This is a genomic window from Kitasatospora sp. NPDC058492, assembly GCF_042720685.1.
GTDB lineage: Bacteria > Actinomycetota > Actinomycetes > Streptomycetales > Streptomycetaceae > Kitasatospora.
In genome coordinates, this window is sequence record NZ_JBHXMU010000005.1 from 94,017 (window position 1) to 111,513 (window position 17,497).

Annotated in this window: 19 protein-coding genes and 1 riboswitch; of the genes, 12 read left to right on the top strand and 7 right to left on the bottom strand. The window is 73.3% G+C overall.

Annotation, left to right across the window (positions count from 1 at the left end):
• Nucleotides 1-42: 42 nt before the first annotated feature.
• Nucleotides 43-1,545: an MFS transporter gene (locus ACFWPI_RS05225; protein ID WP_380376545.1), complete on the bottom strand. Its 1,503-nt coding sequence runs from the start codon at nucleotides 1,543-1,545 to the stop codon at nucleotides 43-45.
• Nucleotides 1,546-1,666: 121 nt separating this feature from the next.
• On the opposite strand from ACFWPI_RS05225, the gene ACFWPI_RS05230 reads away from it, so the two are divergent.
• Nucleotides 1,667-2,206, top strand: a complete 540-nt coding sequence (locus ACFWPI_RS05230) for a winged helix-turn-helix transcriptional regulator (RefSeq protein ID WP_380376542.1) — start codon at nucleotides 1,667-1,669, stop codon at nucleotides 2,204-2,206.
• Nucleotides 2,207-2,339: 133 nt separating this feature from the next.
• On the opposite strand, the gene ACFWPI_RS05235 is transcribed toward ACFWPI_RS05230, so the two are convergent.
• The 5 genes from ACFWPI_RS05235 to ACFWPI_RS05255 all read right to left on the bottom strand — a co-directional run bounded on the left by ACFWPI_RS05235 (nucleotide 2,340) and on the right by ACFWPI_RS05255 (nucleotide 7,693).
• Complete coding sequence (locus ACFWPI_RS05235; RefSeq protein WP_380376540.1) at nucleotides 2,340-3,515, bottom strand: alpha/beta hydrolase family protein; 1,176 nt, start codon at nucleotides 3,513-3,515, stop codon at nucleotides 2,340-2,342.
• Nucleotides 3,516-3,714: 199 nt separating this feature from the next.
• Complete coding sequence (locus tag ACFWPI_RS05240; protein WP_380376537.1) at nucleotides 3,715-4,521, bottom strand: hypothetical protein; 807 nt, start codon at nucleotides 4,519-4,521, stop codon at nucleotides 3,715-3,717.
• A gap of 164 nt (nucleotides 4,522-4,685) precedes the next feature.
• Nucleotides 4,686-5,762: a serine hydrolase domain-containing protein gene (locus ACFWPI_RS05245; RefSeq protein ID WP_380376534.1), complete on the bottom strand. Its 1,077-nt coding sequence runs from the start codon at nucleotides 5,760-5,762 to the stop codon at nucleotides 4,686-4,688.
• A gap of 191 nt (nucleotides 5,763-5,953) precedes the next feature.
• Nucleotides 5,954-7,021, bottom strand: coding sequence for a glycoside hydrolase family 19 protein (locus ACFWPI_RS05250; RefSeq protein WP_380376593.1), 1,068 nt, complete (start codon nucleotides 7,019-7,021; stop codon nucleotides 5,954-5,956).
• Between the two features lie 258 nt (nucleotides 7,022-7,279).
• The gene (locus ACFWPI_RS05255) at nucleotides 7,280-7,693 is read right to left on the bottom strand and encodes an HIT family protein (RefSeq protein ID WP_380376532.1); all 414 of its coding nucleotides are present in this window, start codon (nucleotides 7,691-7,693) and stop codon (nucleotides 7,280-7,282) included.
• A 167-nt stretch (nucleotides 7,694-7,860) separates the two neighbouring features.
• On the opposite strand from ACFWPI_RS05255, the gene ACFWPI_RS05260 reads away from it, so the two are divergent.
• Nucleotides 7,861-8,049, top strand: a complete 189-nt coding sequence (locus ACFWPI_RS05260; protein ID WP_063346479.1) for a DUF1508 domain-containing protein — start codon at nucleotides 7,861-7,863, stop codon at nucleotides 8,047-8,049.
• A 57-nt stretch (nucleotides 8,050-8,106) separates the two neighbouring features.
• On the opposite strand, the gene ACFWPI_RS05265 is transcribed toward ACFWPI_RS05260, so the two are convergent.
• Nucleotides 8,107-8,802 (bottom strand): MSMEG_1061 family FMN-dependent PPOX-type flavoprotein, encoded by a 696-nt coding sequence (locus ACFWPI_RS05265; RefSeq protein ID WP_380343448.1) that lies wholly within the window; start codon nucleotides 8,800-8,802, stop codon nucleotides 8,107-8,109.
• A gap of 141 nt (nucleotides 8,803-8,943) precedes the next feature.
• Here ACFWPI_RS05265 and ACFWPI_RS05270 point away from each other — a divergent pair, with 141 nt between their 5' ends.
• From ACFWPI_RS05270 to ACFWPI_RS05315, 10 genes are all read left to right on the top strand, one after another.
• Nucleotides 8,944-9,258: an antibiotic biosynthesis monooxygenase gene (locus ACFWPI_RS05270; protein WP_159398348.1), complete on the top strand. Its 315-nt coding sequence runs from the start codon at nucleotides 8,944-8,946 to the stop codon at nucleotides 9,256-9,258.
• 197 nt (nucleotides 9,259-9,455) lie between these two features.
• A riboswitch (FMN riboswitch) is annotated at nucleotides 9,456-9,583 on the top strand.
• Nucleotides 9,584-9,791: 208 nt separating this feature from the next.
• Nucleotides 9,792-10,454 carry a riboflavin synthase gene (locus tag ACFWPI_RS05275; RefSeq protein ID WP_063346476.1) on the top strand — a complete coding sequence of 221 codons (663 nt, stop codon included), beginning with the start codon at nucleotides 9,792-9,794 and terminating at the stop codon, nucleotides 10,452-10,454.
• A 56-nt stretch (nucleotides 10,455-10,510) separates the two neighbouring features.
• On the top strand, nucleotides 10,511-11,098 hold the full coding sequence (locus ACFWPI_RS05280) for a nicotinamide riboside transporter PnuC (RefSeq protein ID WP_380376590.1): 588 nt from the start codon (nucleotides 10,511-10,513) through the stop codon (nucleotides 11,096-11,098).
• A complete protein-coding gene (locus ACFWPI_RS05285) occupies nucleotides 11,095-12,372 on the top strand; it encodes a bifunctional 3,4-dihydroxy-2-butanone-4-phosphate synthase/GTP cyclohydrolase II (protein ID WP_380376527.1) in 1,278 nt (425 codons plus the stop codon). Before ACFWPI_RS05280 ends, ACFWPI_RS05285 begins: the two co-directional genes overlap by 4 nt.
• Before the next feature lie 71 nt (nucleotides 12,373-12,443).
• Nucleotides 12,444-12,917 carry a 6,7-dimethyl-8-ribityllumazine synthase gene (gene ribH / locus ACFWPI_RS05290; RefSeq protein WP_063346473.1) on the top strand — a complete coding sequence of 158 codons (474 nt, stop codon included), beginning with the start codon at nucleotides 12,444-12,446 and terminating at the stop codon, nucleotides 12,915-12,917.
• Nucleotides 12,918-13,017: 100 nt separating this feature from the next.
• Nucleotides 13,018-13,290 (top strand): phosphoribosyl-ATP diphosphatase, encoded by a 273-nt coding sequence (locus ACFWPI_RS05295; RefSeq protein ID WP_063346472.1) that lies wholly within the window; start codon nucleotides 13,018-13,020, stop codon nucleotides 13,288-13,290.
• Between the two features lie 45 nt (nucleotides 13,291-13,335).
• The gene (gene hisG / locus ACFWPI_RS05300; protein ID WP_363369700.1) at nucleotides 13,336-14,184 is read left to right on the top strand and encodes an ATP phosphoribosyltransferase; all 849 of its coding nucleotides are present in this window, start codon (nucleotides 13,336-13,338) and stop codon (nucleotides 14,182-14,184) included.
• A 164-nt stretch (nucleotides 14,185-14,348) separates the two neighbouring features.
• Entirely contained in the window at nucleotides 14,349-14,789 is a 441-nt protein-coding gene (locus ACFWPI_RS05305) for a PH domain-containing protein (protein ID WP_063346470.1), read from the top strand.
• A 306-nt stretch (nucleotides 14,790-15,095) separates the two neighbouring features.
• On the top strand, nucleotides 15,096-16,439 hold the full coding sequence (locus tag ACFWPI_RS05310) for a hemolysin family protein (RefSeq protein WP_380376522.1): 1,344 nt from the start codon (nucleotides 15,096-15,098) through the stop codon (nucleotides 16,437-16,439).
• Complete coding sequence (locus ACFWPI_RS05315) at nucleotides 16,436-17,482, top strand: hemolysin family protein (RefSeq protein ID WP_063346468.1); 1,047 nt, start codon at nucleotides 16,436-16,438, stop codon at nucleotides 17,480-17,482. Before ACFWPI_RS05310 ends, ACFWPI_RS05315 begins: the two co-directional genes overlap by 4 nt.
• Nucleotides 17,483-17,497: the final 15 nt, after the last annotated feature.

The following is a 17,497-nucleotide window of genomic DNA, read 5'->3' on the forward strand; positions in this document are numbered from 1 at the left end:
CCACCAGCCCTGCCATCTTCGCACGCGGCCCCGGCGGGCCGCTCACCGTAGCGGGCTCACCGGTGCGGCAGCGGGCGCTCCGGGAAGGGCTCGCCGGGCTTCGGCGCCCCGGACTTCGGCGGTGCGGGCGGCCAGGGCGAGCAGCGCGCCGACGAGGCACAGTGCGGCGGCGACCAGGACGGCCCGGTCGGTGCCCGCCGCCAGGGCGCGGGCGGCGGCCTCCCGGCCGGGGCCGCCCGGTCGGGCCGAGCCCGCGACGGCCACGGTGACCGCGACGCCGAGCGCCGAGCCCAGGTACCGGGAGGTGTTGTTGGCACCCGAGCCCATGGCCGCCCGGTGCGCCGGGACGCTGCTGACGGCCAGCCGGGCCAGCGCCGCGTTGAGCACCCCGCTGCCGACGCCCGCCACCGCCAGACCCGGCGCCAGCCGCAGCCAGCCGGAGCCGGGCGCCAGCCCGTACAGGCCCGCCTCGCCGAGGCCGCAGACCGCGAGTCCGACGGCGACCTGCGCGGTGGCCGACAGGTGCGCCGCCAGCCGCCGCGCCTGGAGCGCGGACAGCACCGACAGGCCCGACCAGAGCGCCAGCACCCCGCCCGCGGCCAGGCCGGACAGGCCCAGGACGCCCTGGAGCAGGGTCGGCAGGTAGCTCATGAAGCCGACCAGCGAGAGCCCGGTGAACAGCGCCCCGACGGTGGCGGCGACGAAGCCGGGGCTGCGGAACAGTGCGAGGTCCAGCATCGGCTCCCGGGTCTTCGCCTCGACCAGCCCGAACAGCGCCAGCAGCAGCACGCCGAGGGCCAGCAGCGCGACGACCACCGGCCGCCCCCAGCCGCCGCGCCCCTCGGCCAGCCCGGCGATCAGGCAGGACGTCCCGGCGGCCAGCGTCAGCACCCCGTACGGATCGAGGGCGCGTGGCCGTTCGGCCCGGGACTCGGTGAGGACGGTGGCCGCGTACGCCGCCACGGCGGCCGAGACGATCGCGATCCCGCCGCTGACCGCGCGCCAGCCGGCCCACTGCCCTACCAGCGCGCCGTACACCGGGCCGACGGCGATGCCGAGGCCGACGGCGGCGCCCCAGACCCCGAGGGCCCGGATCCGGCCCGGTCCGGGCGGGTGGGCGTGGCTGATCAGGCCGAGCGCGGGTGCCAGGACGGCGGCCGAGGCGACGCCGAGCAGCACCCGGGCGGCCAGGTAGACGGCGCCGCCGGGGGCCAGCGCGGCCAGCGCCTCGGCGGCCGCGAACAGCAGCACGCCGAAGGTGAAGACCCGCTTGCGGCCGTGGTCGTCGGCGGCGCTTCCGGCGGTGAGCAGCAGGGCGGAGATGCCGACCAGGGTGCCGGTGAGGATCCAGGTCCGGCCGGTGGCCCCGAGGTGCGCGGCCTGGGCGGTGGCGGCGAGCGAGGCGGTGGGGGCGGTGTAGGCGACGGTGACCAGCGCGGTCGCGGCCGCGGTGGCGGCCAGGGTGGCGCGGGGCCGGGCGGGCGCGGTGACGGGCACGGTGACGGGGGAGGAGCCGGGGGAGGAGCCGGGTGGTGCGGGGGACATGGGGTGTTCCCTCCGGAGCGCGGACCTTAGGTCTGGTGAATGAACCTTCGTCTCGGTCGGCACGCTACCACCATTGGTCTGTTCATTGAACCCTCTGTCCGGGTGGACTAGGCTGACCCGCATGGCGCTGGGAACCGACTACGAACAGCAGGACTGCGCACTGGCCCGCGCCCTTGAGGTGGTCGGCGAACGCTGGAGCCTGCTGATCCTCCGCGACGCCTTCTACGGAGTGCAGCGCTTCAACGACTTCCTCGCCCACCTCGGCATCCCCCGCGCCGTCCTCACCGCCCGCCTCAACGCCCTGGTCGCGGCCGGGGTGCTGCGCAAGGAGCCGTACCAGCAGGCGCCGCTGCGCCACGGCTACCTGCTCACCGGGACCGGCCTCGAACTGTGGGGGCCGCTCTACCAGTTGAGTCGCTGGGGTGGCCGCCACGCGACCGCGGGCGGCCCGCACCACCTGTTCGCGCACGCCGTCTGCGGCACCGACCTGGACGTCGTCGGCGTCTGCCCGCGGTGCGGCGGCGCACCCGTCCCGCCGGCCGGGATCGCGATGCGCCCCAACCCCGCCCGCGGCGGCACGCACCGGGACGACCCGGTCTCCCGCTCCCTGGTCCGCCCGCACCGGCTGCTCGAACCGATCGCCTCGGCGGCGGCCGCGTAGCGGTCGGCGGTCGGCGGTCGGCGGTCGGCGGTCGGCAAAAGGCGAACGGCAAAAGGCGAACGGCGAACGGCTGGCGACAGACGGCGGCGCGGCCGCCGGCAGGCTGCCGACGGCCGCGCCCACCACGTCCCGGTTACGGCTGGAACGTCACCTCCGGATCGGCGGCGGTCGGCCCGTCGAGGAGCGGCTGCTGCACGCCCTTCAGCTGGAGGTCGAAGAAGGCCGCCACGTACGAGCGGGTGAGCTCCACGCCCCGCTCGCCCGACATCGTGGTGCCGGGAGGCTGGGGCAGGTTGAGCTTCTCGAAGAACAGCGGGAAGTCGGTGAAGGTGCCGTGGTTGGAGCCGGCGAAGGTCAACCAGCGCTTCCAGCCGTCGAGGTGCGGCCAGCTCTCCGTCCAACTGCTGTCCTCGGCGCCGTCGGGCAGCGGGTGGCCGATCATCAGGAAGGGCTTGCCGCCGATCCCGGAGGCGGGGACGGTGACGTCCATGGTGCCGTCCAGGTCCACCCCGGCCCGGATCCGGTCGTCGGTGAGCAGGGACGGGACGGTCGAGGCGCCGCCGGCCGAGTGCCCGGCCATCCCGATCCGGTCGCGGTCGATCATGCGGGCGTAGCGCCACGCCGGGTGGGGGCGGGCGGTCAGCTGGTCGAGGACGAAGGAGACGTCCTTCGCCCGGCTGTTGTCCACGGCCGCCCAGGACTCCGGGGTCGTCAGCTTGTTGCACAGCAGGCACGGGAGGGTCTGCCCGTCGGGGAACGTCGTCCCGGTGTTCTCGTAGGTGTGGTCGACCAGCGCGACGACGTACCCGCGGCTGGTCAGGTCCTCGGCGAGGCTGCTCAGCGAGGCCCGCGGCATCGTGAAGCCCGGCGACAGCACCACCATCGGGAAGTGGCCGCCCTGCGGGCGCGCGTCGGACTTCGCCCAGGTCCGGGTGCCGGTGACCGCCTCGGTCGGGATGGTGTTGCCCGGGAGCTTCCCGTCCAGCAGCATCCGGGCGGCCGCAGGGGTCATGTACGGGGCCGTGCTGCCCGTCCCGGCCTTCGCGGGGTAGTACATCGACACCATCAGCTGGCGCGGACCGGCGGAGGGGACCCACGGATCCGGGCGGTCCTGGTCCACCAGGTGCAGGATCTCCTGCCCGACCGCGTACGGGCCGGTCGGGCGCGGCAGGTCGACGTGGACGGCGGCGGGGGCGGAGACGTTCGTCGGGGAGGCGGGAGCGGCCAGGGCCGGCACGGCGGCGGCGACGGACAGCGGCAGGGTGAGCAGCAGGGCCGCCGCGGCGGCGGTGGCGCGAAGTCGGTTCATGTGAGGGACGGTAGGTCGGGGGAGCGGAAGTTGACGTCCCCTCAGCGGCGTACAGATCCCTTCCGGGAGGTGCGGGCGGGGACCCTTAGGGGTCGGCCGGACGGACGCCGGCCGGACCGGACCGGGGGGGTCCTTTGAGGAGCCGAACTCGCCGCTGAGCAGCGAGTCCGGGAGTCCAGCCCCCGGGACCGTTCGCCGGTCAGAGGCTCCGGGCCCGGACCTCCTCGACGAAGGCCGCCGCCGCACCGGCGTTCGGCACCGGGAGGGTGAGCGGCAGGCCGGCCGAGTGCGTCCGGATCTCCAGCTCCCCGAGATCCGAGGCCCGCGCGGACTGCACCTCCGCCCACCGGAACGCCTCCGTCGCGGCGAGCGGATGCGGCGGCCGGTGCACCAGCCCGCCGGCCGTCAGCGTCAGCCGCCCCCGGGCGAACCGGACGCCGCCCTCCGTGCGCAGCGCCTCGTGCAGCGCGGCCCGGAGGGTCGGGCGGAGCCGCTCGTCGAGCTCCCGGAACAGCTCGTCCAGCCGCCGCAGCTGCGCCAGTGCCAGCGGTTCGTCCGCGCCGACCAGCCAGATCCGGCCCTGCTCGCCCACCCCGTGCCGCCCGCCGGGGGAGTACTCGGTGGCCTCCACCGCACTCCACGGCAGGGGCCGCTCCGCGCCGTCCGCCCCGACCAGCACCAGCCCGCGCTCGTGCACCCGGACGGCCCGCAGGCCCGGTGCCGGCCGCAGCCGCCCGTACCCGCTCGCGGCCGTGATCGCCGCCGCGGCCACCATGGGCGCGGGCCACCACTCCCCGCTCGCCAGCCAGGCCGCCCCGGCGACGGCGGCCGCCGCCGCGTCCAGCCAGGCCCGCGTCCGCCACGGCAGCGGCCGGAACCGCCGGTACACCCGCACCGCCCGGCCGAGCCGCCCGTCGCCGCCCGCGACCGACCGAGCCCGCGACAAGGGCCACACCACCGCCACCTCGGCCACCTCCCGCTGAGCGAACACCACAACCGGAACCACGACTGTCAGATCCTCAGCATCGACCGACCGCCGCGCCCTCGAACAGGGCCAATTCGTACCTCTTGGCCCTGAAACGAACTCACCCCATCCTCCACCTCACTCCGCCGACGGCCGCACCCGGTCCTCCACTCGACCCGGCCTGCCGCTCGATCGGACCCGCCGCCTCAGCTCGTCGTCGCGTACTCGTTCTGCAGCGTGCGCAGCAGGGCCGTCCCGGTCGGATCGGCGGAGCGGCGGGTGTTGACCAGCACCGCCACCCCCACCTGCTTCTCCGGATCGAAGGCCACGAAGGAGCGGAACCCGCCCGTGCCGCCGTTGTGCCAGATCTGCAGGTGGCCGCCCTGCTGGGTGTGCAGGCGGTGGCCGAGCCACCCCAGGTGCATCCAGGCGAACGGGTTGACCCGGTGCCGGGTCGCCCGGGTGAGGGTGATCGCGGGCGCCAGCGGCGCGTCCGGCTCGCGGTCGGCGGCCAGCTGGGCCCGCAGGAGTATCGCCAGGTCGGAGGCGGTCGACCGGAGCCCGCCCATACCGGGGACGTCCGCGAAGTCCCAGTACGGCACGGGCCGCCCGCCGGAGGTGTGCCCGTGCGCCAGCCGCCCGGACTGCTCCCGGCCCGAGCGCACGTGGGTGTCCACCAGCCCCAGCGGCTCGCATATCTCACGCGCCACCAGCTCCTCGTAGCCGGTGCCGGCCCGGTGGGCGAGGGCCAGGCCGAGCAGCCCGGCGCCGAGGTTGGAGTAGCGGAAGCCACGCCCGGGTCTGGCCCGCAGTCTCGTCCTGGCCAGCCCGGCGAGGACGTACTCGCTGCTGCAACGGGCGTACGGATCGGGCTTGTTGGGATTGAGCAGTGCCGTCGCCAGCAGGCCCCGGGGCAGCCGGGGCAGCCCGGAGGTGTGGGTGGCGAGGTGCCGCAGGGTGATCGGCTGCCCGCCCCTGGCCGGGACGGCGATACCGCCGGGCCGTACGTCGGCGAGCACGTCGGCGAGCGGTTCGTCGAGCCCGGTGGCGGCCCCGCCGGAGTCGGCGAGCACCAGCCGCGCGAGGACGAGCGAGGTGAACACCTTGGTGACGGAACCGACTTCGAACAGGGTGTGCGGCCCGGGCGCGGCGCCGCCCGGACCGGTCCGCCCGGCGCCGCGGATCTCCACGGCGCCGCCGGCCAGCCCGGCGACCACCGCACCGACGTGCTGGCCTGCGAGCCGGTCGGCGGTCTGTTGCACGAGGCCGGCGAGTTCGTTCATGCCTTGAGCGTAGGGCGTGTCTTCGAACCCCCGTCGTCCGCCGGAGCGACGATTTCAACCGCCCTCCGCTGCTCCCGCAGGAGGACGCCCCCCACATGGGTACGCCCCGCTACGCTCGGCAGCGTACGGGCACCACGGTGTGATGACCGGTCCGGGCGTAGCGGGGCGCGTGGTGGGGCGGGGGCGAGCCGTCAGCAGCTCAGGTTGCCCCCGGGGGCGGTGCCGAGGATCTGGACGAAGCTCTGGTACAGGCTGATCCGGTGCTGCATCTGGGCGGTGTTGTTGCCGTTGCACTCCAGCGAGCCGTTGATGCTGCGGATCGTCTCACCGAAGCCGTATCCGTTGACCATGGCGTTGTGCGCGGTCATGGTGCCCGGCCCGTTCTGGGTGTTCCAGTACCAGAGGCCGGTCTTCCAGGCCACCGCCGGGTCGGTCTGCACCAGGTTCGGATTGTTCAGCAGGTCGATGCCGAGCGCGTCGCCGGCGGCCTTGTAGTTGAAGTTCCAGCTCAGCTGGATCGGCCCGCGCCCGTAGTACGCGGCCTGCCCGGCCGGGCACCCGTACGGCTGCGAGGTGTCGCAGTAGTGCGGGTAGTTGGAGGTGTTCTGCTCGACCACGTACACCAGTCCGCCGGTCTCGTGGCTGACGTTGGCGAGGAACGCGGCGGCCTCCTGCCGGCGCACGGTGTCGCTGCCGGTGGCCGCGAAGCCGGGGTAGGCGCCGAGCGCGTCGAGCAGGCCCTGGTAGGTGTAGAAGGAGCTCCGGCCCGGGAACATCTGGTCGAACTGGGCCTGGCTGACCGGGAATCCGCCCGGGTTGGGCGGCTGGGTCGAGCCGCAGCCGTACGGCTCCCAGTACCAGGTGCTGATGACCGGGTCGTAGCCCGGGTTGTCGTGGGTGGCGCGGTAGTAGCCGCCGTTGGTGTACCGGACGATGTCGCCGGCGACGTAGGCGCGGCCGGCGACCCAGGCGGGGTAGTTGCAGGTGCCGGACGTCGGGGTCGGCGTCGGGTCGGTGGACCCGCCGCAGGAGCCCTGGTCGGCCCAGACCCCGGTGCCGCCGGTGCTCGGGGGCTCGTTCTGGGTCCACCACTTGGCATTCCAGTTGTGCCCGTTGTACGAGACGGCCGCGCCGCCGGTGTAGGCGGTGGCCGCGCTCCACGGCGTGCCGCAGGCGGCGGCGCTGGCGGAGGCGGGGAGGAGCACCGCGACCGCCAGCGCCGTGACCACGGCGGAGAGCAGCGCGAGCAGGCGTTTCATTGACACGTCATCACCCCTTGTGCGGTGGGGGCCGCACGTCGTCGTGACAGGGACTTGAGTGGGGCAGGGGAGCCGGGTCCCGTGCGGGGGTGCGCCAGGGGGGCGGCCGACCGGGGTGTGGGCCGGTGCGGGGCCGTGAAGGCGACTCAAGCGGAGTGTTCTATACCTGTCAAGAGAGTGGGTGAAACCGGCTCACAAATGCGGTGCGCACGCCCCCCGGCGCCCCTGCGAGCCCCATCGGCCCCCGACCCGCCCCCTTCAGCCCCCGAGCGCCGCCCGCAGCCGGGCCGCGACCTCCGCTGCCCCCGCCTCGTCCGGGTACTTCCCCCGCGGCCAGAAGAAGCCGCGCAGCCCGTCCTTCGGATTGCGCGGCACCACGTGGACGTGCAGATGCGGCACCGACTGGCTGATCCGGTTGTTCGCCGCCACAAAGCTGCCCGCGGCTCCCAGTCCGCGCTCCACCGCGGCGGCCACCCGCTGCACCTGGAGGAAGAACGGCCCCACCTCGGCGGCCGGCAGGTCCGCCAGGGTGCGGTGGTGGGCGCGCGGGACGACCAGCACGTGGCCGGGGAACAGCGGCCGCCGGTCCAGGAAGGCCACCGCCGCCTCGTCGTCCAGCACTCGGTGCGCGGGCTCCTCGCCCGCCACCACCGCACAGAAGGCGCAGTCCATCCGTCCATTCAATCCACCGGCGGCCGCCCCGGCACTTCCGCGATCGCGCGGTTGCGGGGCGTCACCCGTCCGGCCGCCGAGCAGGTGCGGCCGCCCGGTCGGGGGGCGCACGGTGCTGGAGGGGGTCGACCAGAGGCGCGCCGCGCGCCGTACGAGGAGGTGGCCCGATGGCGGGCAAGTTCGAGGTCTACGAGGACGCCGGCGGCAAGTACCGGTTCCGGCTCAAGGCGGGCAACGGCGAGATCGTCGCCACCGGCCAGGGCTACTCCAGCAAGGAGGCCGCCCACAAGGGCGTCGAGGCCGTCCAGCGGGCGGCCAGCGACGCTCCGGTGGTGGACGTGCCCAAGGCCGCCTGAGCACGCCGAGCGCCGAGCACCGAGCACCGAGCGCGCCACGCCCGCCCGCACCGTTCGTCACTCGTAGCGGTAGAGCAGCGCCTCCCGCTCGGTCTGCTCGATCATCTCGACGGTCAGCGACTCGTCCCGCAGGTGCGAGAGGGTGATCTCGGCCGAGGTCGGCTGCGCGTCCTTGGCCGGCCAGTTCTCCGGCTTCCACGCCGAGCCGCGCAGGAAGGCCTTCGGGCAGTGCGCGTACACCTCCTCGACGGCCACCACGATCGCGCTGCGCGGGGGCTTGCCGACGGCGGTCAGCTGCCGCAGCAGCTCCGGGTCGGTGGAGATGCAGGCCCGCCCGTTGACCCGCAGCGTGGTGTCCCGGCCCGGGACCACGAAGAGCAGCCCGACCCGGCCGTTCTCCAGGATGTTGTGCAGGGTGTCCAACCGCTTGTTGCCGGTGGCGTCCGGGATGGCCAGGGTGTGCTCGTCGAGGACGGAGACCACCCCGGCCGGCCCGCCGCGCGGGGAGACGTCGCAGCGCCCGGCGGCGTCCGAGCTCGCCACGAACACCAGCGAGGAGCAGGCGATCAGCCGCCGCGCGACCTCGTGCAGGTGGTCGACCTGCTTGCGGCGCGCGTGCTCGCCGGGCTGCTCGTAGATCTCGCGCAGCTGCGCCTGGTCGGTCAGCGCCCCTGTGCTGAGGGCGGCGAACAGGCTGCCCGGCATGTCCGGAGCGGTGGTTGACGCAATGACAGATTCCGGTGTGCTGGTCATACCGGAAATCTAGCCGAGCCCCTTCCCGGAGCGCCCGGCCGCCGGGCGGTGCACCCCTCGGTAAAGCTTCCCCGCCACCCCTCCCCACCAGCGGTTTTACGCTGATAATGGGGCCAGGCGCTCCGCTCGGAGGTGGTGGTCGTGATCGTGAGGATCTGGGCCGGGCAGGTCCTGGCCGGTCGCATCGAGGAATTCTGTGTGCTGCTGACAACCCAGGTGATCCCGCAGCTCGGGCGGACCGACGGTTGCCTGGGCGGCGAACTGCTGCGCTCGGTGACCGAGGACGGACACCGGGTGCTCGTGGTGAGCCGCTGGCGCGACGAGGCGGCCCTGCGCGGGTACGCGGGGCCGATGTGGCGGATCCGGCCGGTCTGGTCGGAGGGCGAGCTGTGCTACCTCGCGCACCCGCCGGTGGTCACCCACTTCACGTCGATCGCCGCACCCGCCACGCTCTGACCGCACCCGCCGCGCTCCGGCCGTACCCACTACCCTCCGTACGTGCCTGCCACCCTCCGTAGGCGACCGCCACGTTGTGGGCGTCACCTACCACCCGGCCGCACATTCCCCGCATCCGCGTGAAACAGGCCACAGCGGAAGGCTCTCCCTGGCCTTGCGCGCGTCGTGGCAGAATGACCCCAACAGCAGTGACGTTCAGCGCACTCCGGGGTCGGTGAAAATCCGAACCGGCGGTTACAGTCCGCGACCCGTCCGCAGCCAGCGGCCGGTTGACCAGGTGAAATTCCTGGACCGACGGTTAAAGTCCGGATGGGAGGCGTGCGCGGGCGGACGAAGAGCAGTATCCGTGGTCCCCCGGTGGACCACGGCCAGGTGAACGGCGGGAGAGGTGTCTCCCGGGCCGGGCGAGCGATCTCCCGGCGGCCTCGGCATCCCGGCGACGGGTCGTGCCGTCGGCTCGCGCGCCGTTGCCCGTCCGTGTCATCTCCCATGCCGCCCCGGAGTCCGCGCCCCCAAGCGCGAGGAGAACCCGGGTGTTCACCGGCATCATCGAAGAGCTCGGCGAGGTCGTGTCGATCGAGGAGATCGGCGACTCCTCGCGAATCCGCCTGCGCGGCCCGGTGGTCTGTACGGGTGCGCGGCACGGCGACTCCATCGCGGTCAACGGCGTCTGCCTGACCGTCGTCGACAGCCCGGACCAACTGGCGGCCGATACGGGCGAGTTCAGCGCCGACGTGATGGCCGAGACGCTGCACCGCTCCAGCCTCGGCGAGTTGAAGCCCGGCTCCCGGGTCAACCTGGAGCGCGCCATGGCGCTCGGCGACCGGCTCGGCGGCCACCTCGTCCAGGGCCATGTCGACGCCACCGGCACGCTGTTGGGCCGCGAGCCCGGCGAGCGCGACGCGGCCGGCGACCTGCGCTGGGAGGTGCTGCGCTTCTCGCTGCCCGGCACCATCTCCCGCTACCTGGTGGAGAAGGGCTCGATCACGGTCGACGGCGTCAGCCTCACCGTGGTGGAGGCCGCCCGGGACAGCTTCACCGTCAGCCTCATCCCCACGACCCTCGCGCTGACCTCGCTCGGCGCCAAGGCCGTCGGCGAGAGCGTCAACCTCGAAGTGGACGTGCTCGCCAAGTACGTCGAGCGACTGCTCGACTCCCGCACCCTTCCCCCGACGATCGCCGGAGAGTCCAAGTGAACTGGCTCAGCGGAGAAGCGTTCACCGTCTTCGGCGAGCACGTGAAGTGGGCCGACATGCTCGGCAACCTGCTCGGCCTGGCCGGGCTGGCCTTCGGCTGGCGCCGCTCGGTCTGGAGTTGGCCGCTCCAACTCCTGTCCGGCGCCGTGCTGATCGCCGCCTACCTCGGGGGCCACGTCCCCGGCCTGATCGGCAAGCAGCTGATCGTGCTCGTCACCGCCGCCTGGGGCTGGGCCCAGTGGCGGCGGGGCCGCCGGGACACCGGCACGATCGCCGTCCGCTTCGCCACCTGGCCGGAGCGGGCCGCCCTGGTGGTCGGCACCGCGGCCGGCACCGTCGCGCTGGCCTGGCTGTTCACGGCCCACCCCAGCCTGTCCTGGAGCCCCTGGTCGGACGCCTACATCTTCGTCGGCACGCTGGCCGCGATGGTCGCCCAGGCCCGTGGCTGGCTGGAGTTCTGGTTCGCCTGGATCGCCGTCGACGTGGTCGGCGTCCCGCTCGCCTTCAACAACGGCTACCCCTTCTCCGGCCTCACCTACTCGATCTACTTCGTCCTGGTGCTGCTCGGCCTGCGCTCGTGGTGGCTGAGCAGCCGTGAGCCGCGCGTCAACTCCGCCAACGTCCCGCAGGGAGCCACGGTATGACCGAGAACCACACCGCCGACCGCGACCGCGAGGTGGCACCCGAGCTCGTCCTCGACCCGGTCGAGCGCGCGATCGCCGACATCGCCCTCGGCCGCGCCGTGATCGTGGTCGACGACGAGGACCGCGAGAACGAGGGCGACATCGTCTTCGCCGCCTCCGCCGCCACCCCGGAGCTGATGGCTTTCACCATCCGCTACAGCTCCGGCGTGATCTGCGCCCCGCTGACCGGCGAGGAACTGGACCGGCTCAAGCTGCCGCCGATGACCCAGGTCAACGAGGACCGCAAGGGCACCGCGTACACCGTCTCGGTGGACGCCCGGGAGGGGGTCGACACCGGCATCTCCGCCGCCGACCGCGCCCGCACCGTCCGGCTGCTGTCCTCGCCCGGCACCGAGCCCGGCGACCTCACCCGCCCCGGGCACGTGTTCCCGCTGCGCGCGGTCGAGGGCGGCGTGCTGGTGCGCCCCGGCCACACCGAGGCCGCCGTCGACCTGGCCCGGCTCGCCGGGCTGCCGCCGGCCGGTGCGATCGCCGAGGTGGTCAACGACGACGGCACCATGGCCCGGCTGCCCGAGCTGGTCGCCTTCGCCCGCGAGCACGGCCTCGCGATCATCTCCATCGAGGACCTGATCGCCTACCGCCGCCGCACCGAGCTGCACGTCGACCGGGCCGCCGTGACCGCCCTGCCCACCGCACACGGCGAGTTCACCGCCGTCGGCTACCAGGGCACCATCGACGGCGTCGAGCACATCGCGCTGGTGGCCGGCGGCCTCGGCGCCGACGGCCGGCTGCCCGAGGGCGAGGACGTCGTGGTCCGGGTCCACTCCGAGTGCCTGACCGGCGACGTCTTCGGCTCGCTGCGCTGCGACTGCGGCCCCCAGTTGGAGGCCTCGCTGCACAAGGTCGCCGAGTCCGGCCGCGGCGTGGTGCTCTACCTGCGCGGCCACGAGGGCCGGGGGATCGGCCTGGCCCACAAGCTGCGCGCCTACGAACTCCAGGAGCAGGGGCGCGACACCGTCGACGCCAACCTCGACCTCGGCCTGCCGGCCGACGCCCGCGACTACAGCATCGCGGCGCAGATGCTGGTGGACCTCGGCGTCCGCTCGCTCATCCTGCTCACCAACAACCCGGAGAAGCTCACCGCGCTCACCGAGCACGGCCTCAAGGTCAAGGGGCGCGAAGCGGTCGAGATCGCGCCGGGTGAGCACAACCTGCGCTACCTGCGCACCAAGCGTGACCGGATGGGCCACGACCTGCCCGGCCTCGACTCCTGAACCCACCCCGCGCCCCACGCACCACACCCCACACCCCACGCACCCCATGACGACGGACAGGAAGAACGAGCATGAGCGGCCACGGAGCCCCCGAGCTGACCATCGACGGCGCCGCCGACCTCAAGGTCGCCGTCGTCGCCGCCCAGTGGCACGACGTTGTGATGAACGGCCTGCTGGACGGCGCCCACCGGGCGCTCAAGGAACTGGGCGTCACCGAGCCGACCGTGCTGCGCGTCCCCGGCACCTTCGAGCTGCCGGTCGCCGCCAAGCGCCTCGCCGACCACGGCTACGACGCGGTCGTCGCCCTCGGCGTGGTGATCCGCGGCGGCACCCCGCACTTCGACTACGTCTGCCAGGCGGCCACCGCCGGCCTCACCCAGGTGAGCGTCGACACCGGCGTCCCGGTCGGCTTCGGCGTGCTGACCTGCGACAACGAGGAGCAGGCGCTCGACCGCGCCGGCCTGCCCGGCTCCGCGGAGGACAAGGGCCACGAGGCGGTCACCGCCGCCGTCGCGACCGCCGCGGTGCTGCGCGCCGCGCTCTGAGCGCACCGCCCCGACCCGGACCGTGGACGTCCAACGGACTGTCCACGGTCCGGGACCGTTTACCGCCGGTCAGCCCGCACGCCGTAAGGTGAGTCCCATCATGGCTTCGAAGACATTCGAGGAGCTCTTCGCCGAGCTCCAGCAGAAGGCCGCCACCGGCGACCCCTCGTCCTCCCGTACCGCGCAGCTCGCCCAGCAGGGCGTCCATGCGATCGGCAAGAAGGTCGTCGAGGAGGCCGCCGAAGTCTGGATGGCCGCCGAGTTCCAGACGGACGAGCAGACCGCCGAGGAGATCTCACAGCTCCTGTACCACGTTCAGGTGATGATGATCGCCCGCGGGCTGACGCTCGACGACGTCTACAAGTACCTCTAAACCCGAACCGCACGCCCCTCCCCACAGGTAAGGAACCAACCTCCCATGCTGCGCATCGCCGTCCCCAACAAGGGTTCGCTCTCGGGTCCCGCGGCGGAGATGCTCCATGAGGCCGGCTACCGCCAGCGGAAGGACCCCAAGGAGCTCGTCCTCGTCGACCCGAACAACGAGGTCGAGTTCTTCTTCCTGCGCCCGCGCGACATCGCCGTCTACGTCGGCTCCGGCCGCCTGGACGTCGGCATCACCGGCCGTGACCTGCTGCTGGACTCGCACTCCAACGCCGAGGAGGTGCTCGCGCTCGGCTTCGCCGCGTCGACCTTCCGCTTCGCCCGCCCCGAAGGCGTCGCCGTCGAGGACGTCAAGGGCCTGGAGGGCCTGCGGATCGCGACCTCCTACACCGGCCTGGTCGAGCAGCACCTCGCCGACCACGGCGTGAAGGCGACCGTCACCAAGCTGGACGGCGCGGTGGAGACCGCAGTGCAGCTGGGCGTCGCCGACGTGATCGCCGACGTGGTGGAGACCGGCACCAGCCTGCGCAACGCCGGCCTGGAGGTGTTCGGCGAGCCGATCCTGATCTCGGACGCCGTGGTGATCCGCCCCAAGGGCGCGGGCGAGGACACCCGGGTGGACCAGTTCCTGCGCCGCCTCCAGGGTGTGCTGGTGGCCCGCCGCTACGTGCTGATGGACTACGACATCCGCGCCGAGAAGGTCGGCGCCGCCGTGGCGCTCACCCCCGGCCTGGAGTCGCCGACCGTCTCCCCGCTGCACACCGAGGGCTGGGTGGCGGTGCGCTCGATGGTGCTCCGCAAGGAGGCCCAGCAGATCATGGACGACCTGTGGGCCATCGGCGCCCGGGCCATCCTGGTCACCAACATCCACGCCTGCCGCCTCTGACCGGCGCGGCGGCGACCTCGCCCGCCGTGGTGCGGGTAAGGAACGGTTGAATGGGGCGGGGACGCTGACCGGCGTCCCCGCCCTTCGTCTGGATCCGTCCGTTGCCCGGAACCGTCGTTCCCGGGAACGACCGTTCCCCCGAACCACCCCACCGGAGACCCCACGTGTCCACGCCGCCCGTCGAGTTCCCCGTCACCTGGGCGCCGCGCCGCACCCGCGCCGTGCTGCTGCCGGTCTGCGCGCTGCTGGTGGTGCTGTTCGCCGTGATGGCCGTGGTGCTCCCGGAGAACTGGCAGCTCAACGACCGGATCATGATGGCGGGCAGCGGCGTGCTGTTCGCGTGCGTGGGCCTGATGCTGGCCCGCCCCCGGGTGAGCGCCGACGCGCAGGGCGTGACGGTGGTCAACTTCGTCCGCAGCCGCCGGCTCACCTGGGCCGAGATCGTCCGGGTCAACTTCCGCCAGGGCGACCCGTGGGCCACCCTCGACCTGGCCGACGGCACCTCGCTCGCCGCGGTCGGCATCCAGTCCGGCGTCGGCAAGGACCAGGCGATCGCGCAGGCCCGTGCCCTGCGCGACCTGGTCGAGCACCACGCCAGGGCCTGAGCCCCGCGCCACCGCCGCCGCCGGTCGGCGCCCGCCCGTTCACACCGGCACCGCCCGTCCGCCGACGCCCCGCCGACACCCCTCCCGACACCCCGCCGGGCCCCGCCGGGCCTGCGAATCCTCGGCCCGGCGGGTCCGAACACTCTTCCTACCATCGTCCGGCTATGGTCTACGCTGGTAAAAGCAGGGCAAAACTTCCGTCCTGCCCGAAAGACGACTTGAGGAGTGACTTCCCCCCTCGATGGACGATCCGTCCGGTAGTATCTGCGCCGCCCACCTTCCTGTCAGCGGAAGGCAGGCGGCACTGTGATCACCGCCTGGCTGCTGTTGCTCGCAGCCCTCCTGCTGATCCTCGCCAACGGCCTGTTCGTGGCCGCCGAGTTCGCCTTCGTGACCGTCGAGCGCGGGGCGGTCGAACGCTCCGCCGGGGCCGGCGACGCCAAGTCCGCCCGCGTCTCCCGGGCCCTGCGGCACCTCTCGTTCGAACTCTCCGGCGCCCAGCTCGGCATCACCGTCACCTCGCTGGTGGTCGGCATGCTCGCCGAGCCGGCGCTGTCCACCCTGCTCAGCCCCGTCATGACCGGGATCGGCGTGCCCGAGTCGGCCGCCCGCGGCGTCGCCGTGGTCGTCGGCATGGTGCTCGCCACCGTGGTGCAGATGGTGATCGGCGAGCTGGTCCCGAAGAACTGGGCGATCTCCCGCCCGCTCCAGGTGGCCCGCGCGGTCGCCGCCCCGCACATGGCCTTCTCCTTCGCCTGCCGCCCGCTGATCAGCTTCCTCAACGGGGCGGCCGACCGGACGGTCCGCGCCTTCGGCGTCGAGCCGCAGGAGGAGCTGGACCACGCCCGGACCCCGGCCGAACTGGTCTCGCTGGCCCGCCACTCGGCCAAGGCCGGCGCGATAGACGAGGAGTCGGCGACCCTGTTCGTCCGCACCCTGGGCCTGGGCGAGCTGACCGCCGAGTCCGTGATGACCCCGCGGATCGACGTCGCCTCCCTCCAGAGCGACGCCACCGCCTCCGACGTGATCAACCTGACCCGGGCCACCGGCCTGTCCCGCTTCCCGGTCTACACCCACAGCCTGGACGAGGTCACCGGCATCGTGACCCTCAAGGACGCCCTCGCCGTCCCGGCCGCCCGGCGCGGCCTGGTCCGGGTGGGCGAGCTCACCTCGCCGCCGCTGCTGGTGCCCGAGACCCTGCCCGCCGAGCGGCTGCTCGACCAGCTGCGCCGCCTCCAGCCGATGGCCATCGTGGTCGACGAGTACGGCGGCACCGCCGGCGTCGTCACCGTCGAGGACATCGTCGAGGAGATCGTCGGTGAGGTGCAGGACGAGCACGACCCCGCCGACCGCCCCGAGCTGCTCCCGCTGCCCCCGGTGAACGGCCTGCCGGCCTGGGAGGCCGAGGGCCGCGCCCGGATCGACCAGCTGGAGGCGATCGGCCTGATCGCCCCGGACGGCCCGTACGAGACGCTGGCCGGCCTGGTCTCCGACCTGCTCGGCAAGCTGCCCGAGGTCGGCGAGCAGGCGGAGCTGCCGGGCTGGCGCTTCACCGTGACGGGTGTCGACCGGCACCGCACCAGCCAGGTCCGGGTCGAGCGCACCAGCGCGCCGGCCTCGTTCGGAGACGACCAGGAGAACGCCCGATGACCGCGCTCCAACTGGCCGTCGCCGTCCTGCTCCTGCTCGGGAACGCCTTCTTCGTCGGCGCCGAGTTCGCCGTCGTCTCGGTGCGCCGCAGCCAGATCGAGCCGCTCGCCGAGGCCGGCCACAAGCGTGCCCGCACCGTGCTGCACGCGCTGTCCAACGTGTCCGCGATGCTGGCCGCCGCCCAGCTCGGCATCACCGTCTGCTCGCTGGGCCTCGGCGCCCTGGCCGAGCCGACCATCGCCAGTCTGCTGGAGGGCCCGTTCCACGCGATCGGCGTCCCGTCCGGTCTGATGCACCCGCTCTCGTACGGCATCTCGCTGGCCGTCGTGGTCTTCCTGCACATGGTGATCGGCGAGATGGTGCCCAAGAACATGGCCATGGCGGGCCCGGAGAAGGCCGCGCTCTGGCTCGGCCCGCCGCTGGACCGGCTGGCCCGCTGGCTGGCCCCGGTGATCAGCCTGCTGAACGCCATCGCCAACGGTGTGCTGCGGCTGTTCCGGGTCGAGTCCAAGGACGAGGTCGAGTCGGTGTTCACTACCGAGCAGCTGATGTACCTGCTGGTCGACTCCCGGGACGCCGGCCTGCTCGACGAGGGCCGCCAGGAGCGTCTGGAGGACGCCCTGGAGCTGGGCCACCGCCCGGTCACCGAGGTGCTGCTCAAGCCCGAGCAGCTCGTCACCGTGGACACCAAGGTGACCGCCGCGGAGGTCGAGGAGCTCGCCCTGCGCACCGGCTTCTCGCGCTTCCCGGTCACCGACGGCGACCCGGCCGGCCACGGCTACCTGGGCTACCTGCACCTCAAGGACATCCTCGACGTGGAGGACCCGTCCGCGCCCGTCCCGGCCCGGCTGTGGCGTCCGATCACGGTGCTGCGCGGCAGCCTCCCGCTGGACGACGCGCTCGGTGCGATGCGCCGGGCGACCTGCCACCTGGCCGCCGTGCTGGACCAGGACGGCCGCACGCTCGGTGTGGTCATGCTGGAGGACGTGCTGGAGGAGCTGGTCGGCGAGATGCACGACCCGGACCACCGCTCCGCCGCCTGAGGTTGCCCCTTTCGC